At 71.9% G+C, this 23,816-nt stretch carries 29 protein-coding genes; 17 read left to right on the top strand and 12 right to left on the bottom strand.

From position 1 onward, the window contains the following. Positions 1-116 precede the first annotated feature (116 nt). Positions 117-863, bottom strand: a complete 747-nt coding sequence (locus BQ6202_RS10450; protein ID WP_072314395.1) for a winged helix-turn-helix domain-containing protein — start codon at positions 861-863, stop codon at positions 117-119. Positions 864-1,274: 411 nt separating this feature from the next. After that, positions 1,275-1,913, bottom strand: coding sequence for a uracil phosphoribosyltransferase (gene upp, locus BQ6202_RS10445; protein WP_072314394.1), 639 nt, complete (start codon positions 1,911-1,913; stop codon positions 1,275-1,277). A 63-nt stretch (positions 1,914-1,976) separates the two neighbouring features. Between upp and tadA the strand changes: the two genes are divergently transcribed. After that, on the top strand, positions 1,977-2,438 hold the full coding sequence (tadA, locus tag BQ6202_RS10440; RefSeq protein WP_072314393.1) for a tRNA adenosine(34) deaminase TadA: 462 nt from the start codon (positions 1,977-1,979) through the stop codon (positions 2,436-2,438). A 79-nt stretch (positions 2,439-2,517) separates the two neighbouring features. Here the strand turns inward: tadA and BQ6202_RS10435 are convergent, their stop codons facing one another. Further along, positions 2,518-2,937 carry a hypothetical protein gene (locus BQ6202_RS10435; protein ID WP_072314392.1) on the bottom strand — a complete coding sequence of 140 codons (420 nt, stop codon included), beginning with the start codon at positions 2,935-2,937 and terminating at the stop codon, positions 2,518-2,520. A 31-nt stretch (positions 2,938-2,968) separates the two neighbouring features. Further along, positions 2,969-3,931, bottom strand: a complete 963-nt coding sequence (locus BQ6202_RS10430) for a cation diffusion facilitator family transporter (RefSeq protein WP_072314391.1) — start codon at positions 3,929-3,931, stop codon at positions 2,969-2,971. Between the two features lie 79 nt (positions 3,932-4,010). Between BQ6202_RS10430 and proC the strand changes: the two genes are divergently transcribed. Next, on the top strand, positions 4,011-4,841 hold the full coding sequence (gene proC, locus BQ6202_RS10425; protein ID WP_072314390.1) for a pyrroline-5-carboxylate reductase: 831 nt from the start codon (positions 4,011-4,013) through the stop codon (positions 4,839-4,841). Positions 4,842-4,875: 34 nt separating this feature from the next. Here the strand turns inward: proC and BQ6202_RS10420 are convergent, their stop codons facing one another. Genes BQ6202_RS10420 through BQ6202_RS10410 form a run of 3 tightly spaced genes read right to left on the bottom strand, consistent with a single transcriptional unit; the run spans position 4,876 to position 7,377 of the window. After that, the gene (locus BQ6202_RS10420) at positions 4,876-5,286 is read right to left on the bottom strand and encodes a YchJ family protein (protein WP_072314389.1); all 411 of its coding nucleotides are present in this window, start codon (positions 5,284-5,286) and stop codon (positions 4,876-4,878) included. Further along, the gene (locus BQ6202_RS10415; RefSeq protein WP_072314388.1) at positions 5,283-5,954 is read right to left on the bottom strand and encodes a potassium channel family protein; all 672 of its coding nucleotides are present in this window, start codon (positions 5,952-5,954) and stop codon (positions 5,283-5,285) included. Before BQ6202_RS10415 ends, BQ6202_RS10420 begins: the two co-directional genes overlap by 4 nt. Then, positions 5,947-7,377, bottom strand: a complete 1,431-nt coding sequence (locus BQ6202_RS10410; RefSeq protein WP_072314387.1) for a TrkH family potassium uptake protein — start codon at positions 7,375-7,377, stop codon at positions 5,947-5,949. The genes BQ6202_RS10415 and BQ6202_RS10410 overlap by 8 nt, the downstream gene beginning before the upstream one ends. 125 nt (positions 7,378-7,502) lie before the next feature. On the opposite strand from BQ6202_RS10410, the gene BQ6202_RS15230 reads away from it, so the two are divergent. From BQ6202_RS15230 to BQ6202_RS10395, 3 genes are all read left to right on the top strand, one after another. Then, positions 7,503-8,204 carry an ArsR/SmtB family transcription factor gene (locus BQ6202_RS15230; RefSeq protein WP_072314386.1) on the top strand — a complete coding sequence of 234 codons (702 nt, stop codon included), beginning with the start codon at positions 7,503-7,505 and terminating at the stop codon, positions 8,202-8,204. Between the two features lie 146 nt (positions 8,205-8,350). Continuing rightward, on the top strand, positions 8,351-8,449 hold the full coding sequence (locus BQ6202_RS10400) for a 30S ribosomal protein bS22 (RefSeq protein ID WP_021011861.1): 99 nt from the start codon (positions 8,351-8,353) through the stop codon (positions 8,447-8,449). A 97-nt stretch (positions 8,450-8,546) separates the two neighbouring features. Next, on the top strand, positions 8,547-8,795 hold the full coding sequence (locus BQ6202_RS10395; RefSeq protein WP_072314385.1) for a glutaredoxin family protein: 249 nt from the start codon (positions 8,547-8,549) through the stop codon (positions 8,793-8,795). Between the two features lie 15 nt (positions 8,796-8,810). Here BQ6202_RS10395 and aspS read toward each other — a convergent pair whose 3' ends face one another. Together aspS and BQ6202_RS10385 are read right to left on the bottom strand one after the other, a co-directional pair. Next, entirely contained in the window at positions 8,811-10,118 is a 1,308-nt protein-coding gene (gene aspS, locus BQ6202_RS10390; protein ID WP_072314384.1) for an aspartate--tRNA(Asn) ligase, read from the bottom strand. A gap of 10 nt (positions 10,119-10,128) precedes the next feature. After that, complete coding sequence (locus tag BQ6202_RS10385) at positions 10,129-10,395, bottom strand: hypothetical protein (RefSeq protein WP_072314383.1); 267 nt, start codon at positions 10,393-10,395, stop codon at positions 10,129-10,131. Positions 10,396-10,465: 70 nt separating this feature from the next. On the opposite strand from BQ6202_RS10385, the gene BQ6202_RS10380 reads away from it, so the two are divergent. From BQ6202_RS10380 to ccsB, 5 genes are read left to right on the top strand one after another with little or no spacing between them, the layout of a single operon-like run. Further along, positions 10,466-11,119 carry a histidine phosphatase family protein gene (locus BQ6202_RS10380; RefSeq protein ID WP_072314382.1) on the top strand — a complete coding sequence of 218 codons (654 nt, stop codon included), beginning with the start codon at positions 10,466-10,468 and terminating at the stop codon, positions 11,117-11,119. A gap of 11 nt (positions 11,120-11,130) precedes the next feature. Continuing rightward, a complete protein-coding gene (locus BQ6202_RS10375) occupies positions 11,131-11,727 on the top strand; it encodes a TlpA family protein disulfide reductase (protein ID WP_083587200.1) in 597 nt (198 codons plus the stop codon). Beyond that, positions 11,724-12,479, top strand: a complete 756-nt coding sequence (locus BQ6202_RS10370; RefSeq protein ID WP_234946191.1) for a cytochrome c biogenesis CcdA family protein — start codon at positions 11,724-11,726, stop codon at positions 12,477-12,479. The genes BQ6202_RS10375 and BQ6202_RS10370 overlap by 4 nt, the downstream gene beginning before the upstream one ends. Then, a complete protein-coding gene (resB, locus tag BQ6202_RS10365) occupies positions 12,463-14,097 on the top strand; it encodes a cytochrome c biogenesis protein ResB (protein ID WP_234946190.1) in 1,635 nt (544 codons plus the stop codon). The genes BQ6202_RS10370 and resB overlap by 17 nt, the downstream gene beginning before the upstream one ends. Positions 14,098-14,144: 47 nt before the next feature. Further along, positions 14,145-15,050, top strand: coding sequence for a c-type cytochrome biogenesis protein CcsB (gene ccsB / locus BQ6202_RS10360; protein WP_072315105.1), 906 nt, complete (start codon positions 14,145-14,147; stop codon positions 15,048-15,050). A gap of 122 nt (positions 15,051-15,172) precedes the next feature. Here the strand turns inward: ccsB and BQ6202_RS10355 are convergent, their stop codons facing one another. Beyond that, positions 15,173-16,051: an endonuclease domain-containing protein gene (locus tag BQ6202_RS10355; protein WP_072314380.1), complete on the bottom strand. Its 879-nt coding sequence runs from the start codon at positions 16,049-16,051 to the stop codon at positions 15,173-15,175. Between the two features lie 196 nt (positions 16,052-16,247). Beyond that, positions 16,248-17,219, bottom strand: coding sequence for an o-succinylbenzoate synthase (locus tag BQ6202_RS10350; protein WP_268753757.1), 972 nt, complete (start codon positions 17,217-17,219; stop codon positions 16,248-16,250). A gap of 34 nt (positions 17,220-17,253) precedes the next feature. Here BQ6202_RS10350 and BQ6202_RS10345 point away from each other — a divergent pair, with 34 nt between their 5' ends. The 7 genes from BQ6202_RS10345 (at position 17,254) to BQ6202_RS10315 (ending at position 23,460) form a co-directional block, all read left to right on the top strand. Beyond that, the gene (locus BQ6202_RS10345) at positions 17,254-17,586 is read left to right on the top strand and encodes a hypothetical protein (protein WP_072314379.1); all 333 of its coding nucleotides are present in this window, start codon (positions 17,254-17,256) and stop codon (positions 17,584-17,586) included. A 56-nt stretch (positions 17,587-17,642) separates the two neighbouring features. After that, positions 17,643-18,056 carry a hypothetical protein gene (locus BQ6202_RS10340; RefSeq protein WP_072314378.1) on the top strand — a complete coding sequence of 138 codons (414 nt, stop codon included), beginning with the start codon at positions 17,643-17,645 and terminating at the stop codon, positions 18,054-18,056. Positions 18,057-18,104: 48 nt separating this feature from the next. Next, a complete protein-coding gene (locus tag BQ6202_RS14915) occupies positions 18,105-19,256 on the top strand; it encodes a hypothetical protein (protein ID WP_072314377.1) in 1,152 nt (383 codons plus the stop codon). Positions 19,257-19,369: 113 nt separating this feature from the next. Continuing rightward, on the top strand, positions 19,370-20,422 hold the full coding sequence (locus tag BQ6202_RS10330) for a hypothetical protein (RefSeq protein ID WP_072314376.1): 1,053 nt from the start codon (positions 19,370-19,372) through the stop codon (positions 20,420-20,422). Between the two features lie 67 nt (positions 20,423-20,489). Continuing rightward, the gene (locus BQ6202_RS10325; protein ID WP_072314375.1) at positions 20,490-21,389 is read left to right on the top strand and encodes a 1,4-dihydroxy-2-naphthoyl-CoA synthase; all 900 of its coding nucleotides are present in this window, start codon (positions 20,490-20,492) and stop codon (positions 21,387-21,389) included. A gap of 47 nt (positions 21,390-21,436) precedes the next feature. Continuing rightward, on the top strand, positions 21,437-22,438 hold the full coding sequence (locus BQ6202_RS10320) for an AMP-binding protein (protein WP_143143718.1): 1,002 nt from the start codon (positions 21,437-21,439) through the stop codon (positions 22,436-22,438). 26 nt (positions 22,439-22,464) lie between these two features. Next, entirely contained in the window at positions 22,465-23,460 is a 996-nt protein-coding gene (locus tag BQ6202_RS10315; protein WP_072314373.1) for a 1,4-dihydroxy-2-naphthoate polyprenyltransferase, read from the top strand. Between the two features lie 25 nt (positions 23,461-23,485). Here BQ6202_RS10315 and BQ6202_RS10310 read toward each other — a convergent pair whose 3' ends face one another. Beyond that, positions 23,486-23,803: a DUF4229 domain-containing protein gene (locus tag BQ6202_RS10310; protein WP_072314372.1), complete on the bottom strand. Its 318-nt coding sequence runs from the start codon at positions 23,801-23,803 to the stop codon at positions 23,486-23,488. Positions 23,804-23,816 lie beyond the last annotated feature (13 nt).

Raw genomic sequence — 23,816 nt, 5'->3', positions numbered from 1 at the left:
TCCGCTGACCGCCACAGCACTACGATCAACGTGCGTCGAATGTATAACGGATCGGTAACGAGCGGGCCCAGCGCGGGCTGTGATTTGGCTGTGGCACGCAGCCGGCGCTCGATGCCTCAGAAGCGGTCAGGGCTGGGGCCGCTCGCGAGCACCGTCACGTCAGCGTGGCGGTCGAAGCGGTAGCCAGCCCCGCGCACCGTGCGGATGATCTCGGCGTAGCCGCCGAGCTTCGCGCGCAGCCGGCGCACGTGCACGTCGATGGTGCGCTCGTTCGGCCGGTCGTCGGCGTCGACGTGCCAGAGCGCGTCGATGATGTCGCAGCGACCGACGGTCGAGCCCTCGCGCAGCACGATGTGCTGCAGCAGCTCGAACTCGCGGTACGTGAGGGGCGCGATGTCGTCGCCGATCGCGACGCGCTTGCGGCTCAGGTCGATGACGATGCCCTGCTCGACCTCGGGCGCCGCGGCCTGCTGCACGGCCGGGTCGCCGAGCGCGCGGCGCACGACCTCGACGTCGCGGCCGCCGGAACCGGAGGGCGCGAGCGCGACCGCGGCGTGGGTCTGCGCGCTGGGCGCCAGGCGCGCGGTGAGCGCGCGCAGCTCGCCGACGAGGCGGGCGAGCTCGATCTGGTCGGCCGCTGCCGCGTCTTCGCCGAGACCGACGTAGAGCACGAAGCCGCGCGCCTCGGTGCCCTCGGGGACGGCTCGCACGGGGCTGGGCGCAACCGGGCGGGATGCGGCCGGCTGCGGCTGCGCAGCGGGGTGGACTGTGGCGACCCGACGCGCGAGGGCGCTCGTGCCGCGGGCGGCGGGCTGCTCGAAGGAGGGGCGGCGGGTGCGGGTGCTGAGGGCGGTGATGGTCATGAGGGGGCCTTCCGGCGGTGCCGTCGTCGGCTGCGCGTGCGCGGAGGCACGGATGACGCAGCCGTCGACGTGAGTGTCGATCAGTCGTGTGCGAACCGGATCCGGTTCGGGGACCGCCCCATGGGGCTGCTCAAGCCCAGAGGGTGCGACGCGAGAGCGTCAGCGACTCCTCGTAGAGGCGGTCAGACGGTGCGAGCTGTGCTCAAGCACACATTCGACGCATGGCGACCTTCGGCATCATCATGCCGTTCGACCCGTTCGTCACGAGGACGGACTGAGGGCGGAAGGTGGTCGTCATGCCTGCCAGTATCGAGGCTTCGCGCGTGCGGTGTCAAACTTCGCAACGATGTGACGAACTGTGACGGAGACGGGCACGGCGCCCAGCGGGCGCTGCGCCGCAGCACCGGTCCCTCAGTGGTCGACGGTGCCGTACAGCCGGTCGCCCGCGTCGCCGAGCCCCGGCACGATGAAGCCGCGCTCGTCGAGGCGCTCGTCGAGCGCGCCCAGCACGATCGTCACGTCGTGGCCGGCCATGTCGCGCTCCACGCGCTCCAGGCCCTCGGGGGTGCCCAGCAGGCAGATCGCGGTGACGTCGACAGCGCCGCGGTCGAAGAGGAACCGCATGGCACCCGAGAGCGAGCCGCCGGTGGCCAGCATCGGGTCGAGCACGAAGCACTGGCGGTCGCTGAGGTCGTCGGGCAGGCGCTCGGCGTAGGTCGTCGGCTCCAGCGTCGTCTCGTTGCGCGCCATGCCGAGGAAGCCGACCTCCGCGGTCGGCACGAGCGCCGTCATGCCCTCGAGCATCCCGAGCCCGGCTCGCAGGATCGGGACCACGAGCGGTCGCGGCTCGGCGATCGCGACACCCACGGTCGTCGTGACCGGCGTCTGGATCTCCTTCGGCGTCACGCGCACGTTGCGGGTGGCCTCGTAGGCGAGGAGCGTCATCAGCTCGCCCACGAGTGCGCGGAACGTGGGGGAGGGCGTGGCCGCATCCCGCAGCACGGTCAGCTTGTGGGTGATGAGCGGGTGGTCGGCGACATGGACTCGCATAGGGTTCAGGGTAGTGGGCGCACGCGGTGCGCCGAGCGTCGAGGATCAGCGCGAGGAGTTCGGATGCGGCCAGCTGCGCGCGACGAGGCGCACATGCGCGAGGCGCTCCAGCAGGCGCTCGCGGCCGAGGTCACGCACGACGTGCCGGTGGGCGCCGTCGTCGTGGACGCATCCGGCACCGTCATCGGCACCGGTCGCAACGAGCGCGAGGCCCTGCACGACCCGACGGCGCATGCCGAGGTCGTGGCGCTGCGCCAGGCCGCGGCGCGGCTGGGCACGTGGCGGCTCGACGGATGCGCGCTCGTCGTCACGCTCGAGCCCTGCGTCATGTGCGCCGGCGCGATCCTCGCGAGCCGCATCGAGCGCGTGGTCTTCGGCGCCTGGGACGACAAGGCGGGCGCCGCCGGCAGCGTGGTGGACGTGCTGCGCGAGCGGCGGCTGCCGCACCGCGTCGAGGTCGTCGCGGGCGTGCTCGCCGGTGAGGCCGAGGCGCAGCTGCGCGCGTTCTTCGCCGCCCGCCGCTGAGGCCCGCTCGACCGGCCAGCTGGCCGCTCGGCACCCGACTCGGCATCGCCCTACCGGTCGCCCGGGCGAGCGCCGCGCCTCACTGCCAGAGGGCCGCGATCAGCAGGTTGACGAGCGCCAGGCCGCCGGCGATGTGGAAGAGCGTCTTCACGCGACGCTCGGGCACCGCGAGGTTGCCCACCGAGACCGCGCCGCCCTGGCGCAGGCCCGCCTTCTCGTGCTGGATCGCGCGGCCGCGCAGGAAGCCGAGCAGCGCCGCGACGAAGACGACGACCGCGATGAGCCCCTTGATGCCGAGCTTCACGTGGTTCGGCTCGTCGTCGCCGGCCATCGCGAGGCCGTAGAGCGCGATGCCGGAGGCGAGCTGGATGGACGCGCCCGTCAGCATGATGGGGAAGTGGAACCCCGCCTTGGCGCGCATCTGCACGAAGAAGGTGCCGACCAGCAGGGAGGCGCCGATCAGGTGCGCAGCGACGAGGAGCGAGTGCAGGAAGTCCATGGAGCCAGCCTAGGGAGCCGCGGCCGCGACCTCAGTTGCCCGACTGGATGACGATGTGGTCGGTGGACGGCGCGATCTCGGGCCGCTCGATGTAGAGGTCGGGCTCGATGTAGATGACGCGGGCGTGCTCGACCTCGTCGCGCAGGCTCGCCTCCAGATCGTTGATCGTGGTCGCGATGTGCTCGATGTCGGAGTGCGGCGGGAAGGCGACCTTCGCCGCGATCATCAGCTCGTCGGGCCCGAGGTAGAGCGTCTTCATGTGGATGACGGCCTCGACGCCCGGGTTGGCGTTCAGGACGCGCTGCACGCGAGCGTGGTCCTCGCTCGTGGCTCCCTCGCCGATCAGCAGCGACTTCATCTCGACAGCCAGGATCGCTGCGACCGCGATCAGCAGCACGCCGATGAACAGGGTGCCGATGGCATCGAACAGCGGATTGCCCGTGAGCGCGGTGAGGCCGACGGCGGAGAAGGCGAAGACCAGGCCGACGAGCGCCGCGAGATCCTCGAGCAGGATCACCGGCAGCTCGGGGCTCTTCGAGCGACGGATGAACTGCCACCAACCGGACGTGCCGCGCACCTGGTTGGCCTCCTTGATCGCCGTGCGGAATGAGAAGCTCTCGAGCACGATCGCCACGCCGAGCACGACCAGCGGCAGCCAGACGATCTCGAGCTCGTGCGGGTGCTGGATCTTCGAGATGCCCTCCGAGATGGAGAACAGGCCGCCGACCGAGAACAGCACGAGCGCCACGATGAACGCCCAGACGTAGCGCTCGCGGCCGTAGCCGAAGGGGTGCTCCTCGTCGGCCTTCTTCTTCGCCAGTCGGCCGCCCAGCAGCAGCAGCAGCTGGTTGCCGGCGTCGGCGACCGAGTGGATGGCCTCGGCGAGCATGGATGCCGAGCCCGAGAAGAACCAGGCGATGAACTTCGTGATGGCGATGCCGGTGTTGGCCAGGAATGCCGCGACGACTGCCTTCGTACCGTGGGATGCGCTCACGGCGGGAAGTCTACGCTCGCGGCGGCGACGCCACGCGCCGTCGCCGCGCACGACGAGCGACGCGGATAGCCTGGCCGGCATGACCGATCTCCTCCCTCCCATCGCCATGCTCGGTGTCGGCTCCATGGGCGGCGCCATCCTCCACGGTCTCGTGCGCCACGGCGCCGAGCGCATCGCGGTCACGAACCGCACCGCTGAGAAGGCCGCCGCGATCGAGCTCGACGGCGTCGAGTCGATCGCGCTCGCCGACGACCCCGACGGCAACGCCCGCGCGATCGCGGGCGCCAAGCTCGTGGTCCTGGGGGTCAAGCCCGTCGGCATCGTCGACCTCGCGCGCGAGATCGCCCCGCACCTGGCGGCGGATGCGGTGGTCGTCTCGATCGCCGCTGGCACGACCACCGCGTCCATCGAGGCCGCGCTGCCCGCATCCGTCGCCGTCGTGCGGGCGATGCCCAACACGCCGTCGACCGTCGGGCTCGGGGTGACCGGCGTCGCCGGCGGCAGCCGCGCGAGCGACGAGGACATCGCCCTGGTGGCGCGCATGTTCGAGGCCGTTGGCGAGGTGATCGTGCTCGACGAGTCGCAGATCGATGCGCTCTCGACCATCTCGGGCTCCGGCCCCGCCTATGTCTTCCTGCTGATCGAGGAGCTGACGAAGGCGGCTGAGCGGATGGGCTTCACGGCCGAGCAGGCGGCGACGATGGTGCAGGGCACGTTCCGCGGCGCGACCGAGCTGCTCGCCGCGGACGAGACGGGTGCCTCGCCCGCCGAGCTGCGACGGCGCGTGACGAGCCCCAAGGGCACGACCGAGCAGGCCGTCGGCGTGCTGCAGGCCGCGGATCTCGGCGGCACCTTCGACCGGGCGACCACGGCGGCGCTCGCGCGCGCGCAGGAGCTGGCCGCGGGCTGACACCGAGGCGTCGCCACGGGCCGGCCGCGGGTGGCTAGAGGCTGTCGCCGTCCACGTACTGCCAGCCGGCGTCGCGCCGGAACCGGCTGTGCTCGCGCATCGAGCCACGGGTGCCCTCGGCGAGCCAGTGCGAGGCGAACGCCACGGTGCCCTCGCGGTCGAAGGGGCCGCCCCCGGTGCTGCCGAGCACGTCGAGGCGCAGCCAGCGGATGCCCGGGTCGAGCTCGAGCGATCGGGGCCGGGTCGAGGCGTGCCAGGAGGCGAGCAGCCAGTCGACGTCGCCCACCGCGTAGGCCGTGAAGCGGGAGCGCATGAGCGCCGCGGCGGTGGCCGCCTGGCGCTCGCCGCGGTGGATCGGCGCGCAGCACTCGCCGAACGGCAGACCGGTGCCGCACGGGCAGCGGTCGGTGTCGGCGAGCGCCCGGCGCTCGGAGTCGTGGCTCACGAGCCGACGCTGGCGAAGCGCTCGATGTCGTTCTGCTCGCCCGAGACGATGATGAGGTCGTGGTTCGACACCACGGTCTCTGGGGTGGCGTACGTGAACTCGCCGCCGGGGCTCTTCACGCCGACGACCGTCAGGTGGTACTTCGATCGGATCTTGGACTCGGCGAGCGTGACGCCCCGGATGTGCTTCGGCGGGTACATCTTCACGATGGCGAATCGGTCGTCGAACTGGATGTAGTCGAGCATCCGACCCGAGACGAGGTGGGCGACGCGCTCGCCCGCCTCTGCCTCGGGGTAGATGACGTGGTTCGCGCCGATGCGGCTGAGGATCTTGCCGTGCGACTGGCTGATCGCCTTCGCCCAGATCTGCGGGATGCCGAGGTCGACGAGGTTCGCGACGATGAGCACCGAGGCCTCGATCGACGAGCCGACGGCGCAGACGGCGATCGAGAAGTCCTGCGCGCCCAGCTGCTTGAGCGCGTCGATCGAGCGGGCGTCTGCCTGCACGGTGTGCGTGAGGCGCTCCGACCACTTCTGGACGAGGTTGATGTCGCCGTCGATCGCGAGCACCTCGCGGTCGAGGCGCGCGAGCTGCCCGGCGGTGGCGGCGCCGAAGCGTCCCAGGCCGATCACGAGCACGGGGGCGTCGTGGGGGATCCTGTCAACCAACGATCGGCCTCTCCTCGGGGCGCGTGAACAGCTGCGTGCGCTGGCTGGCAGCCAGGGCTGCAGCGAGCGTCACACTACCAATGCGCCCGGCGAACATGGTCAGCGCGAGGATCACCTTCGCAGGGTCCTCGAGCCCGCTGTGCGTGAAGCCGGTCGAGAGCCCGACGGTGCCGAACGCGCTGATGACGTCGAAGAGCACGAACGACAGCGGGGCGCCGGTGATCTCGAGCAGGACGACCGTGACGGTGGCGATGATCGTCGCGCTCCACAGCGTCACCGAGACCGCCAGGCGCAGCACGTCGGAGGGGATGCGGCGGCCGAACGCCTCCATCGACTTGCGGCCGCGCGCCTCGGCGATCGCCGCGAGGAAGAGGATCGCGAGCGTCGTCACCTTGATGCCGCCGGCGGTCGAGGCCGAGCCTCCGCCGACGAACATCAGCATGTCGGTCACGAGCAGGCTCGAGTTGTGCAGCAGCCCGAGGTCGTCGACGGCGAAGCCGCCGGAGCGGGCCATCGACGAGAGGAAGAACGCGTGCAGGATCTGCTGCCCGAAGTCGCGCGTGCCCCAGGAGTCCTCGTTGCCCCACTCGAGGACGAGGTAGGCGAGGCCGCCGGCGAGGAAGAGCATGATCGACACCGAGATGGTGAGCTTCACGTGCAGCGACCACTGCCGCGGGTGGCTCAGGTGCCGCAGCAGCACGAAGTAGACGGGGAAGCCGAGCGACCCGATGAACACCCCGAGCATCAGCACGATGAGGAACCACGGGTCGGTCGCGAAGGGCTCGAGGCCCTCGACGGTCGGCACGAACCCCGAGTTCGTGAACGCCATGATCGACCAGTAGGTGGCCTCGTAGAGCGCCGTCAGCGGGTCCTTGCCGGCGAGCAGCAGGCGCGGGAAGAGCAGCACGATCAGCACGGCCTCGAACACGAGCACCGAGAGCGCGACGATCCGCAGCAGGCCGCCGACCTCGCCCAGGCGGATGGCCTGGCCCTCCTTCACGACGCCCTTGCGCACCCGAGAGGGGTTGCTGTCGCTCGCGGCCATCAGGCGCTGGCGGAGCCCCAGCCGGCGAGCGACCGTCATGCCGAGGAGCGAGGCGAGCGTCAGCACGCCGATGCCGCCGACCTCGACGCCGATGAGCACGACGGCGTTGCCGAAGGGGCTCCAGTGCGTCGCCATGTCGACGACGGTCAGGCCCGTGACGCAGACGACGCTCACGGCCTGGAAGAAGGCGTCGACGACCGAGGTGGCCCGCCCGTCGGCCGCGGCGAGCGGCGTCATGAGCAGCAGCATGCAGACGAGGTTCAGCGCCGCGAAGACGAAGATCGCGAAGCGGGCCGGGTAGGCGGTGGTGAACGCCTCGAGGCGGTCGCGCGCGCGCCCGAGGGTCTCCCGAGCGCTGAGGGACTGCCGCTCCGCCACCTGACGCGCCTCCCGACGATGCGAGCGCCGCAGCTCGGCGCAGAACGCGCCAAGCGTAGTCCTTCCCACCGAAGACGCACGGATCGCGGTTTGTCGCGCCCGCGCCGCGCTGGCATGCTGAGCGCATGGCCGACATCTTCAGCGTGATCGCGGACAGCACGCGACGGGACATCCTCAGCGTGCTCCTCGACCGTCGCGGCGCCTCGGGCGAGGCCAGCGTGAGCCAGATCGTCGACACGCTGGGCGTGCCGCAGCCGACCGTGTCGAAGCACCTGCGCACGCTGCGCGACGCGGGCCTCGTGACGGTGCGCGAAGACGGCCAGCACCGCTTCTACTCGATCGTGCTCTCGCCCTTCGACGAGATCGACGACTGGCTGATGCCGTTCATCTTCGCGGACAGCGACCAGGAGGAGGCGAACCTCGGCGCTGCCGCCTTCGCCGCCTGGGCCGGGGTCAACGTGCAGGCGCCGCTGCGCGCCGCTGCCGATCAGGCGCGCCAGGCGGCCGAGCAGGCCCGCGTCGCGACCGAGGCGGCGCTCGCGCGGGTCACCGAGAGCGTCGAGCACCCGGCGCCGGTCGGCAACTCCCTCGGCCGTCGTGCCGCAGAGGGCGTGCACGATCTGCAGGACCGCGTGCAGGAGGCCCGGGACCGCGTGCAGGAGGTGCAGGACCGCCTGCACGAGATGCAGTCGCGCGCATCGCAGCGCTTCGACGGCGTGCGAGACAAGATGCGCGGCCGCGACGAGCTGACCGCCCCGGGCGCCGATGAGCGTGCCCATCGCGGCGAGCGGCCGGCCCGCGAGAGCGACGACGCTGACCTCGACTGAGGCGCCCGGCGCCCCGATATGCGGCGCGCAGCCGGATTCCGGTACGCTGTCCCGAGCGTTTTCAATGCGCTGATGTCGTATCGCCCTCCGGCGAAGGCGATCACGCAGCGTCGACGAGCAATCTCCAACGGAAGTGAGGAACCTCAATGGGTTCTGTGGTCAAGAAGCGCCGCAAGCGCATGGCGAAGAAGAAGCACCGCAAGCTGCTTCGCAAGACGCGCCACCAGCGTCGCAACCGCAAGTAGTCGGTTCGAGAGGCCGGGCCCTGCACCAGCAGGCGCCCGGCCTCTGCGCGTCCGGCGAGGGGTGCTCGGGCTCGAGCGCGCCGCCTAGGCTTGCGGCATGGTCGAGATCACCCTCATCGCGAAGCCCGGCTGCCACCTCTGCGACGAGGCCAGGCCGGTCGTCGAGCGGGTCGTCGAGGGCTTCGACGCGGTGACGCTCACGGAGGTCTCGATCCTCGACGACCCCGCGCTCGAGGAGCGCTGGGCCGAGGACATCCCCGTCGTGCTCATCGACGGCCGGCCCCACTCCTCCTGGCGCGTCGACCCCGCGAAGCTGGCCGACCGCATCCGCGCCCGACTCGGCTGAGCGAGGCGGATGCGGCTACGGAGTGAGGCGCGTCGGGCCGCGGAAGAGGAAGGTCGTCTCGCGGATCGAGCCGAGGCCGAGCATGAGCATGACCACGCGCGCGAGGCCCATGCCGAAGCCGCCGTGCGGGGGCACGCCGTAGCGGAAGAAGTCGAGGTACTCCTCGAGCTCACCCGGGTTCATGCCCTTCTCGACGATCTGCGCCTCGAGCACGTCGACCCGGTGCTCGCGCTGCGCGCCGGTCGAGATCTCGACGCCGTTGTAGATCAGGTCGTAGGAGTTCGTGACCTCTGCGCGACCCTCGGGGCGCAGGTGGTAGAACGGCCGCACGCTCGAGGGGTACTCGGTCACGAAGACGAAGTCGTGCCCGAGCTCATCCTTGACGTGCTGCGAGATCTGTCGCTCGGCCTCGGGGTCGAGGTCGCCGTCGGTGCGCTCGATGGTGTGGCCGCGCGCCTCGACGATGGCCTTGACCTCCGCGTGGGTGATGCGAGGGAAGGGGATCGTCGGCACCTGCAGGTCGACGTCGAAGTGCTGCTTGAGGTCGTCGCCGTGGCGCTCGACGACCGCCGTGATCGCCTTCGTCAGCAGCGTCTCGTGCAGCTGCATGACGTCCTCGTGCGAGTCGATCCACGAGATCTCGCTGTCGATCGAGGTGAACTCGGTCGAGTGGCGGCTCGTGAACGAGGGGTCGGCGCGGAACGCGGGAGCGATCTCGAAGATCTTGCCGAAGCCGGCCGACTGCGCCATCTGCTTGAAGAGCTGCGGCGACTGCGCCAGGTACGCGGTGGTGTCGAAGTAGGGCACCTCGAAGAGCTCGGCGCGCGACTCGGAGGCCGTGGCCATGAGCTTGGGCGTGTGCAGCTCGATGAAGCCCTCGTCGATCCAGTGCTGGCGCATCGCGTGCTCGATCGTCGTCTGCACGCGGAAGATCAGCTGCGCCTCCGGGCGGCGCAGGTCGAGGAAGCGCCAGTCGAGGCGCTTGTCGATCGACGAGTCCTCGGCGATCGGGGAGTCCTTCGCCACCGACTCGACGGTGAGCGAGCGCACCTTCACCTCGAGCCCGCCGAGCTTGACGCGCTCATCGGCCTTGAGGTCACCCTCGACCGACACGAACGAGCCGTGCATGAGGGCCGAGATCGAGGCGGCGGTGTCGGCCGTCTCGTCGTTGACGGGGTTCACGAGCTGGGCAGAGCCCGACTCGTCGCGCAGGATCACGAACTGCACGCGCTTCTGGTCGCGCACCGTCTCGACCCAGCCCGCCACCTCCACGGGTCCGTCGGGGAGCGATGCGAGGTCCTTGATGAGAGTCCGCTGAGTCACAGGCTCGATCCTACCGAGCCGCGGGCGACCCCCACCGCGCGAGCCAGACCCAGCCCGCGACGAGCGCGACCGCGCCGACCGCGAGCAGCGCCCAGCCCACCCACTCGAGCGACGCATCCGACACCATCAGGCCGATGGCGAGCGCGGCCGCTGCGCCGGCGCCGCTCGCCACTCGGCCGCCGTGCTGCACGCGAGCGATCGACGTCGCCCACACCCACAGCATGACGGCGGCGAGCACGATGCCGAGCGCGATGAGCACGGGCACGAGCAGGGGCATGCTCCCAGTATGCCGACCGCTGCCGCGCCCGCCGCCGGCGCACATAGCCTGCGCCGGTACGATTGCCCCCATGCCTGCACGTCGCCTCCATCTCGTGCGCCACGGCGAGGTGCACAACCCCGAGGGCGTGCTCTACGGCCGCCTGCCGGGCTACGTGCTCTCGGAGCGCGGCCACCGCATGGCGCAGCTCGCCGCCGAGCACCTCGCGACCGGCGGCGCCGAGCGCTCCGTCGTGCGCCTCGCCGCGAGCCCGCTCGAGCGCGCGCAGCAGTCGGCCCAGCCGTGGGCCGACGCCTTCGGCCTCGAGCTCCGCACCGAGCACCGCATCATCGAGCCCACGAACTCCTTCGAGGGCAAGACCTTCGAGGCGAGCGGCGCGCTGTCGCACCCGGCATCGTGGCCGCTGCTGCGCAACCCCTTCCGGCCCTCCTGGGGCGAGCCCTACACGGCCATCGCGCAGCGCGTGATCGCGGCGATGGAGGATGCCTGGGCAGAGCTCGACGAATCCGACGACGACGGCGACATCGTGATGGTCAGCCACCAGTCGCCCATCTGGATGGCCCACCTGCGCATCGCGGGCAAGCGCCTCTGGCACGACCCGCGCTCGCGCCGCTGCCAGCTCTCATCGATCACGAGCTTCGCGCTCGTCGACGGCCGCTTCGTCGAGGTCGACTACGTCGAGCCCGCCGCTGCCGTCGATGCGATCGACACGGGGGCCGTATGAGTGCCGGGCGCATGAGCGCTGGCAGGCGGCGGATGCGCGGCGCGCGCACCGCGATCGGGGCCGCGATGGTCGCGGGGCTCGCCCTCGCCGGCTGCTCGTCGAGCGACGGTGTCGCCGGCCAGGTCGGCGACGCCGGCTACATCGCCGGCGACGGGCTCTGGACGGAGTTCGAGCCGGATCAGCGCGTCGCACCGGAGGCCTTCTCCGGCCCGCTCGTCGACGGCGGCGACTTCGACTCGGCCGAGCTCGACGGCGTCACGCTCGTCAACTTCTGGTACGCCGCCTGCCCGCCCTGCCGCGTCGAGGCGCCCGTGCTCGCCGAGCTGCACGCCGAGTACGGCGACCGGGTCGACTTCCTCGGCGTCAACGTGCGCGACGGGGCCGCGCAGGCAGCTGCCTTCGACGAGCAGTTCGGCATCGAGTACCCCTCGATCCTCGACGACGAATCGGCGCAGGCGCAGCTCGCGTTCACCGGCATCGTCGCCCCGAACGCGGTGCCGTCGACGATCGTGCTCGACGCCGAGGGGCGGGTCGCCGCTCGCGTCTCCGGCGCGGTGAGCGACACCAGCATCCTCTCGACGCTGCTGAGGGAGGAGCTCGAGCGGTGAGCTTCGATGCTGCGGCGTTCGACCCCGCGGGCGCGGTGCTCAGCGGGCAGCTGCTCGTCTCGGTGCCCATCGCGCTGCTCGCCGGCCTCGTCTCCTTCGCGAGCCCGTGCATCCTGCCGCTCGTGCCCGGCTACCTCGGGCTCGTCGGCTCCCTCGTCGGCGGCAAGGACGGCGGCCGCCGCCGGCTGATCGCGGGCGTCTCGCTGTTCATCGCCGGCTTCACCCTCGTGTTCGTGCTCGGCACGGCCGTGGTCGGTGCGGCGAGCTCGTTCCTGCTGCAGCACGCCGACCTCCTCGTGCGGATCCTGGGCGTCGTGCTCATCGCGCTCGGCCTCGTCTTCGTCGGCCAGTTCTCGTTCCTGCAGCGCGTGTGGAAGCCGCAGCAGGTGAAGTCGGGCGGGATGTGGGCGGCGCCCGTCGTCGGTGTCGTCTTCGCCCTGGGCTGGACCCCGTGCTCCGGGCCGACCCTCGCCGCGATCAGCGCGCTCACCGTCACCACCGGCAGCGCCGGGCAGGGCGCGATCCTGGGCCTCGCCTACGCGCTGGGCCTCGGCATCCCGTTCCTCCTCATCGCCCTCGGCCTCGGCTGGGCGGGCGGCGCGGTCGCCTGGCTGCGCCGGCACATCCGGGCCGTCAACATCGCCGGCGGTGCCATGCTGGTCGCCATCGGCCTGCTCATGGTCACCGGCGCGTGGAACGCCATCATGCAATCGCTCCAGGGATGGATCGCCTCCGTTGTCACCGTCATCTAGCCCCGCGCCCGAGCGCTCCTCGGATCCGCTGCGCCCGCGCGATCACTTCGACTCGCCGGTGCCCGCCGAGCGCTCCGGATCCGGGCCGAAGCTCGGGCTGAGCGGCTGGCTGCGGTTCGGGTGGCGGCAGCTCACGTCGATGCGCACGGCGATCGTGCTGCTGCTGCTGCTCGCCGTCGGTGCGATCCCCGGCAGCCTCGTGCCGCAGCGCTCGAGCGATCCGAACGGCGTCATCCAGGTGCGGGCCGACAATCCGGAGCTCGTCTGGCTCTACGACGCGCTGTCGCTCCACGACGTCTACTCGAGCCCGTGGTTCTCGGCCATCTACGTGCTGCTGTTCACCTCGCTCGTCGGCTGCGTCATCCCGCGCCTCGCGCACCACTGGAAGGCGATGCGCGCGCAGCCGCCGCGCACGCCGTCCCGGCTGTCGCGCCTCGTGGGCTTCCAGACGGTGGCGGGCACCGCATCCGACCTCGACCGCGCCGACGGCGTGCTGCGCAGGCTCGGCTACCGCACGGCGCGATACGGCGAGTCGGTCTCGGCCGAGCGCGGCTACCTGCGCGAGAGCGGCAACCTGCTCTTCCACATCTCGCTGCTCGCCCTGATCCTGGTGGTCGGCCTCGGCTCGGGCTTCGGCTACAACGGGCAGCGGCTGCTGGTCGAGGGGCGCGGCTTCGCCAACTCGCTCTCGAGCTACGACACCTTCAGCGGCGGGCAGTGGTTCGACGAGGCGTCGCTGCCGCCGTTCGCCGTGCAGCTCGACGACCTCGACGTCGTCTACGAGACCTCGAACCCCGACGCGATCGGGGCGCCGCTCGACTTCACGGCGAGCGTCTCGGTGACGGAGGGCGACGCGACGCGCGAGGCGCAGATCAAGGTGAACCAGCCGCTGTCGGTCGCTGGCGCCGACCTCTACCTGATCTCGAACGGCTACGCGCCGCGCATCTCCGTGCGCGACGCCGCGGGCGATGTCGTCTACGACGAGTACACCCCGTTCCTCGCCCAGGACGATCCGATGATGACGAGCCTCGGCGTGATCAAGCTGCCGGATGGGCTCGAGCAGCAGCTCGGCCTGCGCGGCTTCTTCTACCCGACGGCGGTGCCGCTCGACACGGGAGCGCTCGCCTCCGGCTACCCCGACCTCGCGAACCCCGTGCTGTCGCTGCAGGCGTTCACCGGCGACCTCGGGCTCAACGGCGGGATCCCGCGATCGGTGTACACGCTCGACACCGACGAGATGACGCCGCTCGCCGGCGGCGACGCGGAAGCTGGCGCGCTGACGATGGTGCCGGGCCAGACGCTCGAGCTGCCCGACGGGCTCGGCTCGATCACCTTCGAGGACGTGCGGCGCTACGGCGTGATCGACGTGCACGTCGACCACACGCAGACGCCGGTGTTCTGGATCACCATGGTGCTCGTCGGCTCGCTGCTCGGCTCGCTGCTGATCCCGCGGCGACGGCTGTGGGTGAAGGCCGTCGGCGACCGGCTCGAGCTCGCCGGTCTCGCCCGTGGCGAGGATCCGACGCTCGAGCGGGCCGTGGACGACCTCGCGAAGCGGCTCGGCGGGGCGGATGCGGCTGAGCCGACCGCCGAGCGCGAGCGTAGGATCGACTCGTGACCACGGCAGAACTCGACTCCTACTCGCTGCTGCTCATCTACTCGGCGATGGGCCTCTACGTGCTGGCGTTCATCGCGTACGCCGTCGATGTCGCTCGCCGGTCGGCGGCCAAGCAGGCGCCGGTGGAGGTGCGCGAGCTCGTGGGTGCGGGCGCACCGACCGCACGGGTCGGCGCCGGCGCATCCGACGGTGCCGGCGCATCCGCCGTGGCACCGACTGCGAAGGCGGGTCGGGGCGCGCGCATCGGCTTCACGCTCATCGTGCTCGCGTGGGGTCTGCACCTGGCGGGTGCTGTCCTGCGCGGGCTCGCCGCCGGGCGCGTGCCGTGGTCGAACATGTACGAGTTCGCGATGACCGGGGTCGCCGTGATCGTCGGCGTCTTCGTGCTGTCGCGGCTCTGGAAGGACCTGAACTACCTCGGCGTCTTCATCAGCGGCCTCGCGGCGGTGAGCCTGGGTGCGGCGACGGTCAACTTCTACGTCAGCGTGACGCCGCTGCCGCCGGCGCTGCAGTCGCCGTGGCTCGTGATCCACGTCTTCGTGGCGACGCTCGCGATGGGCTTCCTCGCGCTCGGCACCGGCCTCAGCGTGCTGCAGCTCATCAAGGAGCGGCGCGACAACGGCTTCCTGCGCTCGCTCCCGTCGCCTGTGCAGCTCGAGGACCTCGCCTACCGGGTCGGCGTGATCGGCTTCATCTTCTGGACCTTCACGCTCATCGCCGGTGCGATCTGGGCCGAGCAGGCCTGGGGGCGCTACTGGGGCTGGGACACCAAGGAGGTCTGGACCTTCGTGATCTGGGTCATCTACGCCGGCTACGTGCACGCTCGCGCGACGCGCGGCTGGCGCGGCTCGCGCTCGGCGTGGCTGCAGATCATCGGCTTCAGCGCGATCGTGTTCAACTACACGATCGTGAACCAGTTCTTCGCCGGCCTGCACGCCTACTCCGGCCTCTGAGCCTCGCGCTCGCGGCGTGCGGCTGCTTGCCAGGGCAGCGCTGCGGCACCAGCGACCGTCGACCGGCGTGAGCGATGGTCGACCGGATCATCCGGTCGACGATCGCCCCCAGCGGTTGGCGGTCACGCTTCCGGAGGGAAGAGCCCCCGCTCGTGCACGTCACGCCGCACGAGACCGAGCACGAGCCTCAGCACGCGCTCCGGCTCGAACACCACCTGCTCGTAGGTGAAGCGGAGCACCCGGTACCCGAGCGCGGTGAGCTCCGCGTCGCGTCGGCGGTCGTTCGCCATCTGAGCGCGCGAGCCGTGCCATGCGAGCGAGTCGATCTCCACGACGAGCGACGTGCCGATCAAGAAGTCGAAGAACTCGCCCGGCAGCAGCTCCGGCTGCTGCACGAAGCGGATGCCGGCCCTGCGCAGCATGGCAGCGAAGAGCGACTCGGTACCAGAGCCCGCGAGGCCCGTCGCAGTGGCGAGGATCCGGCCGCGCGACTTGGGCAGCTGCCGCCGCAGCTCCGCGAGGTCCTCGGACCGCAGCTTCCCGAGATGCAGCGCAGCGTCCGCGGCAGCCAGCACATCGACTGCGGACACGCAGCTCGTCGCGACCGCGAGCGAGGTGCGGATGCTGTCGATCCCGTCCCAGGGGCGCTGCTCCGCGATGCGTCCGAGCAGTCGATGCACGTGGACGCCGTCGGCGCGCCTGGCCGTGGCGAGCCGCGCGCTGTGCGTCTCGCGGTGCACGCGGATGTGCAGGCCCTGGTCGCGATGCGGAGTCCAGAGGCCGTGAGCGCGGAACGCGCTCGCGCAGGTCACGACACCACCGAGCTCGAGCGCCCGCGTCACGTCGTTGTGCACACCGCCGAGCGCTGTCCAGCCGCGCAGCGGCACCCAGAGCGCGCCGCGGGCCCTGAGCGCCCGCAGCTCGCGCTGCGCGATCAGCTCCGTGGCCCGCGACGTGGTGCAGACGCCGCCGACGGTGCTGAGCCATGCCAGGAAGTCCATCGCGGCATGGTCGGGCAGGTGCAGCCGGGAGCGAAGCGAGGCAGACCCCGGTTGTGGACAGTGCGGCTGCCCGCCAACCGGTGGTGGCGCGTCTCGGCCGGACTATCCGGTCCTTCGACCGCCTCACCGGTTGAAGGACGGGTGGATGGCGCTCCGGCCGGCATGCGCTGCCGGCGCGCGCGTCGAGCACCTCGTGTCAGAGGTGGGGGAGGGCCGCCGCGAGGCGGGCTCGCCAGTGCTCGGTGCGCTCGGGCGAGGCGGCGTGGGACGCGAGCAGCGCGGGGTCTGGCGCCACGCGCGCGGCGGTGATCTCGCCCGCGACCGGCACCAGCGGCGTCGGCGTCACATCGGCCGCGAGCAGCGCGCCGGTGCCGAGCCCGCAGTCGAAGGGCAGCGAAGGCAGGGACCCGGCGAGCGCGGCACCGAGCGACAGTCCGACGGAGGAGTCGAGGGCACTCGAGACCACGGCGGGCAGACCGGCCTCGGCGACGATCGCGAGCGCTGCGCGGATCCCGCCGAGCGGCTGCGCCTTGACGACCAGCACATCGGCGGCACCCGCCCGCGCGACCAGCAGCGGGTCCTCGGCCTTGCGCACCGACTCGTCGGCGGCGATGGGGATCGCGAGGCGGTGCACCCGCATCCGCAGCTCCGCCAGCTCCGGCACGGTCGCGCAGGGCTGCTCGACGTACTCCAGGTCGAAGCGCTCGAGCGCGCGGATCGCGGTCTCGGCCTCGTCAGGGTTCCAGCCGCCGTTCGCGTCGAGCCTGATGCGCGCATCCGGCAGCAGCGCCCGCACCCGGGCGACCCGTGCCATGTCGTCGTCGAGCGTCTGGCCGCGCTCGGCGACCTTCACCTTCACCGTGCGGCAGCCGTCGAAGCGCGCGAGCACACCCTCGACGGCCTCCGGCGCCACGGCCGGCAGGGTCGCGTTCACCGGGATCCGCTCCCGCACGAGCGCTGGCCGCTCGAGCTCGGCGTCCTCGAGCGCAGCGCGCAGCCAGCGCGCAGCCTCGGCCGGCTCGTACTCGAGGAACGGGCTCCACTCGCCCCACCCAGCCGGCCCCGACAGCAGCGCCACCTCACGATGCTCGACACCGCGGAAGCGGGTCGCGAGCGGCAGCGACACCACGTGCATGCGGTCGGCGAGCCGCTCGAAGTCGAGGTCCACGCGCCCATGCTCGCACGCCTGGCAGAATCGACGCGTGACCGAGCTGCCATGGGTGATCGATACGCGCGCCGTGCAGCGTCGCCGCAATCCCGTCTGGGGCGTGCTCGCGCTCGTCGGCGCTGCGCTCAGCGGCGCGAGCTTCCTCGTGTCGTTCGGCATCGCGTGGGTCGATCTCGACGGCCTGGTGATCTGGCTGTTGCCGGTGTGGGGCGTCATCACGCTGCTCGCGGTGGCCTTCGCCGTCACTGCCCTCGTCAAGCGCGGCACCGGCAACGTCACGATGGCGGCGATCGCCGCGGGGGTGCTCGTGATCTCGAACCCCGTGGTGTTCCTCATCATCGCCCTCACCGTCGGCATCCTGCAGTAGCGGATGCGGTGGCGCGCCTCGTGCGGCGCGCACCGGTGCCTGCATACGATCGCCGGATGATCGACGACCTGCTGCGCTCCGAGCCGAGCTCCGACCGGAGCGCTGCCCGCGCCTCCGACCGCCCGGCAGCGCGCACCACGCCGTCGCAGCGCCGCCGCGCGCGGCTCGGCCCCGTCTCGCTCTGGCTGCTGGCGCTCGCGGTCGTCCTGCAGGTCGTCTCGCTCGTGCAGCAGCTCAGCCACCTCTTCGCGCCGCGGGAGGGCGAGCTCCCGCTGGTGCTCACCATGGTGATCGTCGCCTCGGTCGTCGGATGCGCGGGGGTCGTCTGCGGCGCGATGGCGGCGACCACGGCGGATGGGCGACGCACGGGCCTCTTCGGCGTCGCCTTGGGGCTCGCGTTCCTCGTGCTCTTCGCGGCGGCCACCTCGTTCGGCTGGGGCTTCCTCGAGGCGCTGTCGACCCCTGCCTGACGCAGATCGCATCTTCCGCAGCCCGGTGGGCGGCGCGACAATGATGCCGTGTCGACGGCGATGCCGGAGTTCGAGATGCCGCAGTTCGAGGCACCGCCCCAGGCGGCGGCTGCGGCTCGTCCCGCAGCGCGCGCCCAGGGGCGATCCGACGCGGTCGATCAGAGCGCTCGGCGGCAGCAGGCGCTCGTGGCCGAACCGCCGCGATCCGCTGGCGGTCCTGACCCGTTCCGCATCCCGGGGCGCCCTGCGACAGCGCATCCCGCCCTCCGCTTCGGCTGGCGACAGCTGCTCGTCGCGGGCATCGTCGGCACGCTGCTCGGCATCGCGGTCCCGACCGCGATGCGCGCGCTCGACGACACGACGGCCAGCGCGCAGGCGGAGAGCCTGCGCGGCGTCGCCCTCGACTACCTGACCGCGATCGCGACCGGGCGCTCCGGCGTCGCGACGGCGCTCGCACCGGTGACGAGCAGCGGGCGCGTCGCGCCGGATGCGGTGCTGGCGTCGGCGGAGCCGATCACCGACTTCTCGGTGCAGCTCGTGCAGGTCGACGGCGCCTCGGGCGCGGCGCACGTGCGGTTCCGGGTGGGCGGCGCCGACGTGCTCCGCGCGCTGGACGCGGCCCTCATCGACGGGGAGTGGCAGCTGCAGGACTCGCTCGCCGAGGTGGCCGACGTGCGCTTCCGGGAGCCAATCGGCCGCGTCGAGGTCGCGGGCGTGCCGCTCGATGGCCGCTCGCCCGTGCTGCTCTATCCCGGCAGCTACACGATCGACGCCTACTCGGGGGCGTTCTTCCTCTCGGGCGGTGACCGGTTCGTGGTGGACGGCGACGTGCGCACGCCGACGGTGCCGTACGTGACCGCAGGGGTCGTGCCGCGCATCCGCGACTACGCCACCGAGCTCGCGCTCGACGTGGTCGCGGACTGCCAGATGCGCGCGCGGTGCCCGGTCGACTTCGGGCTGAGCCTGCTGCCGGTCGGCGATCCCTACCCGGTCGAGGTCGACGCCGCGGCCGGGGTCGTCGAGCTGGTCGTGTCGATCATGGCGGTCGGCGGCGACGGACGCGGCACCGACGGCTCCGACCCCGAGACGGAGTGGTTCGACGTGCGGCTGCGGGCGCTGCTCGACGACCGCGGCGTGCCGACGGAGTGGCGCTGCGGCGAGCCGGGGGAGCCGGAGGCGCTGCGGGGCTGCACGCTCTGAGCACCTGCGCGCTCTCCACGCTCTGAGCCCCTGCACGGACGCTTCGGCATCCGTTCTGCAACGATGCGGGCGGAAGCGGCGTCGAGTCGCGCGATCCGCGCGATGATGATGCGGTGTCGTCGTCGATGCCCGAGTTCGTGATGCCCCCGGCGGGCGATGCGCCGCTGCCCGCGCTCGAGCAGCCGGTCACCGTGCGGCCAGCGCACACGAGCGATCCCGACGCCCGCGACGAGCCGGCGCCGCGCCCCGCCCGCCGCCGCGGCATCGACTGGCGGCACGTGCTCGTCGCCGGCGTTGTCGGGGCGATCGTCGGTGCGCTGGTCCCCGGCGGCATCCAGCTGGCCGAGCGGGCGGCGGTGGGCGCCGACGAGGATCGCCTCGGGGCGACCGCGATGCGATACCTCACGGCGATCGTCGAGGGTCGTGCTGTCGATGCCGAGGCGATGGTGTCGGGCTCGCGCGCGGCGCGGTCGGTGTCGGATGCGGTGCTGCAGTCGGCAGAGCCGATCGCGCGCCCCGCGGTGCGGCTCGTGCACATCGACGGCGACGAGGCGACGGTCGAGGTGTCCTACGAGGTCGACGGCGACGAGGTCGTGCGCCCCTTGACCGCCGAGCGCGCAGCGGGCGCGTGGCAGCTGACGGAATCGCTCGTCGAGCCCGTCACGGTCTTCGGCAACGGCGGTGCCTTCGTCCCGCTGATCGCAGGGGAGGAGCTGTCGATGGCTGCTCCGTCGCAGCTGCACCCCGGTGTCTACAGCTTCGACGTCCAGGACGACCCGATGGTCACGGCGCAGGGCACCGCCTTCGTGGTGGACGGCGATCGGGCGACGCCGACCGAGGCCTTCTACGAGGCCACCCTCGATCCCGAGGTGATCGAGCGAGCCGGGGCGATCGCGGTCGCGGTCGCCGAGCGGTGCCGCGCCGACGGCAGCTGCCCTGAGGTGCCCGACGGAGACATCCAGCACGACGCCAACGCCTTCGTCACGGCGCTGGCGCCCACGCACCTGGAGCTCCGCTCGGCGGTCATGGTCGGCGGCCCGGCCAGCATGAGCTGGTTCGACCTGGGGATCCGCATCGTGCGCGACGATCGCGGTGCCGTGACCGAGTGGCTGTGCACGCCGCTCAACGAGCACAGCGCACCGACCGAGCCGTGCCCAGCGGTGTGAGCGCCAGCGTGCGCCGAGCAGCCGAACCGCCCACCAAGCACGGCGCGGCGCTCGCTAGGCTGGCACCGTGACGATCTCGCCCCTCTTCGACCCTGCCGAGTGGGCCGACGCGGAGCCCGGCTACGACGACATCACGGTGCACCGCTCGCGCGACGGCCGCATCGCTCGCATCGCGTTCGACCGGCCCGAGGTGCGCAACGCCTTCCGCCCGCACACCGTCGACGAGCTCTATCGCGCGCTCGACGGCGCCCGGCAGGACAGCCGGGTCGGGGTCGTGCTGCTGACCGGCAACGGCCCGAGCGCCAAGGACGGCGGCTGGGCCTTCTGCTCGGGCGGCGACCAGCGCATCCGCGGCCGCGACGGGTACCGCTACGCCGAGGGCGAGTCGGCGAGCACGATCGATCCCGCCCGGTCCGGGCGGCTGCACATCCTCGAGGTGCAGCGGCTCATCCGCTTCATGCCGAAGGTGGTCATCGCGGTCGTGCCCGGCTGGGCCGCCGGCGGCGGCCACTCGCTGCACGTCGTCTGCGACCTCACGATCGCCAGCCGCGAGCACGCGCGCTTCAAGCAGACGGATGCGGATGTCGGCTCCTTCGACGCCGGTTACGGCAGCGCCTACATGGCGCGCCAGACGGGCCAGAAGTTCGCGCGCGAGGTGTTCTTCCTCGCCCGCGAGTACGACGCGGACCGCGCGCTGCAGGCCGGCGCGATCAACGCATCCGTGCCCCACGCCGAGCTCGAGTCGACCGCGATCGAGTGGGCGCGGGAGATCCTCGGCAAGAGCCCGACCGCGATCCGCATGCTGAAGTTCGCCTTCAACGCCGTCGATGACGGGCTCGTGGGCCAGCAGATCTTCGCCGGAGAGGCGACCCGCCTCGCCTACGGCACGGACGAGGCGGTCGAGGGCCGCGACTCGTTCCTCGAGAAGCGCGAGCCAGACTGGTCGCCCTTCCCGTACCACTACTGACCAGACGACCGACCGAACAGCAGCAGCGCAGCGCAGAGGAGGTGCCCGTGGGAGTCGTCGTCGAGACGAGTGGATCCAGCGGCGTTCCCAAGCGCGTCGTGCTCTCCGACGAGGCGATCGCCGCCTCGACCGACGCCGCCATCGACCGGCTCGGAGCACCCGGGCAGTGGGTGCTGGCGCTGCCGGAGCACTACATCGCAGGCCTCAACGTGATCTGGCGCAACGAGGTGAGCGGCGCCCCGCTCGTCCGCACCGCCGGTGCCTTCACCGCTGAGGCCTTCGTCGAGGCCGTGCAGAGCCTCGAGCACGACCGCAAGTACACCTCGCTCGTGCCGACGCAGCTCGCGCGGCTCGTCGACGCAGCATCGCTCGACCGCTCGTTCATCGGCCCGATCGCGCGCCTCGACCGCATCCTGCTGGGTGGCCAGCGCGCGCCGCTCGGCCTGATCGAGCGCGCCGCGCGCCTGGGTTGGCGCATCACGCGCACCTACGGCGCCACCGAGACGGTCGGCGGCTGCGTCTGGGATGGCCGGCCGCTGCGCGACGTGAAGGTGCGCCTGACCGACCAGATCGAGATCGCCGGGCCGCAGCTGGCCGACGGCTACGAGGATGCGGAGCTCACCGCGCAGCGCTTCCACGCCGACGCGATCGGCACCCGCTGGTACAAGACGGGCGACGCGGGCTCGCTGATCGGCGGCACGCTGCAGGTCTCGGGCCGCATCGACGACGTCATCAACTCAGGCGGCATCAAGGTCTCGCTCGCCGCCGTCGAGCACGTCGTGCAGGTGTTCGCGCCCGACGCGGTCGTCGTCGCAGCACCGCACGCAGAGTGGGGCGAGGTGCCGGCGGTCGTGACGACCCTCAAGCCCTCCCTCGCCGAGATCCGGTCGGCGGTCGCGAACGCCCTCGGCAAGCCCGCCCGGCCCAACCACCTGGTGACGGTCTCGGTGATGCCGACCACCGCATCCGGCAAGCCCGACCGCAAGCGCCTGGCGCGGCTCGTCGCCAGCCGCACGCAGGAGCGCAGGCGCCGCGGCTTCTTCGGCTGACCCCGGCGGGGAATACCATCGAGGGGATGGCGCAGCAGAGCTCAGGCAAGCAGGCCCGATCGGGCATCCAGCCCCGGTCCGGCAATCCGGCGAGGCGAGCGCAGGAGCGCGGCGAGACGCCCTCGCCCGCGACGTGGCGCGACTGGATCGCCGCCGCCCGCCCGCGCACCCTCGGCATGGCGATCGCGCCCGTCGCGCTCGGCACGGCTGCTGCCTTCAACGCCGAGGGCTACCACCTGGGCATCGCGCTCGCGTGCCTCGCGCTCGCCGTCTTCCTGCAGATCGGCGTGAACTTCGCCAACGACTACTCCGACGGGGTCAAGGGCACGGATGCGGTGCGCGTCGGCCCCGGCAGGCTGGTCGGCGCGGGCAAGGCAGCCGCGCGGACGGTGCGCGACGTCGCGATCGCGTTCCTCGCGGCGGGTGCGCTCGCGGGCATCCTGGTCGTCGTGCTCTCCGGCCGCTGGTGGCTGCTGCTCGTCGGCGTCGTCTGCATCGTCGCGGCGTGGACGTACACGGGCGGCAAGCGCCCCTACGGCTACTACGCGCTCGGCGAGCTGATGGCGTTCCTGTTCTTCGGGCCCGTCGCCGTCGTCGGCACGACCTACGCGATCATCGGCCGCGCCACCGAGGACTCCATCGCGCTCGGCATCGCGATCGGTGCGATCTCGGCGGCGCTCATGCTGTGCAACAACCTGCGCGACATCGAGACCGACCGCGCTGCGGGCAAGCGCAGCCTCGCGACGATCATCGGGCGACGGCCGTCGAAGGCGCTCTACATCGCCCTGATGCTCGTGCCCTTCGTGATCCTCTGGTTGTTCGCCTACGCGCTCGCCTACGGCGTCATGGTCTTCGCGGTGCTGCTGCTCGCCGGCCCCGCGATGGTGATCGTCGCGCTCGCGCGCACGCCGCGCGACCTCATCACGGCGCTCGGCCTCACCGGCATGACGGCGCTGCTCTACGGCGTCGGACTCGCCGTGGCCATCTGGGGTGGCCCGGCGGGCTTCGTCAGCGTCCCGTAGCGCCCGGCACGAGCGCGCGCGGCCCTCAGGGGCGGGCGGATGCGTCCGGCCCGGTCCCGTCGTCGTCCTGGCTGTCGCGCAGGTCGTCGTCGCGCAGCATCGCGTCCTCGACGTCGCCATCGTCGGGCGCCGCATCCGCGCGCTTGCGCCCGTCGCGCATCCGCTGCAGGTCGGCTGCCGCCTCGGCGCGCAGGCGGCCGAAGAACACGATCGAGGCGGCGAACGCGAACGCGAGCGCGACGAGCAGCGACAGCACCCACGGCACGCGCGCGATCATCAGCACGGCGAAGGGCACGACGAACAGCAGGGCGCGCACGACGAGGTAGCGCAGGGAGGGGGACATGCGTCAAGTCTAT

The organism is Agrococcus sp. Marseille-P2731 (assembly GCF_900117395.1).
Lineage (GTDB): Bacteria > Actinomycetota > Actinomycetes > Actinomycetales > Microbacteriaceae > Agrococcus.
This window is presented reverse-complemented; position numbering and strand designations above follow the sequence as displayed.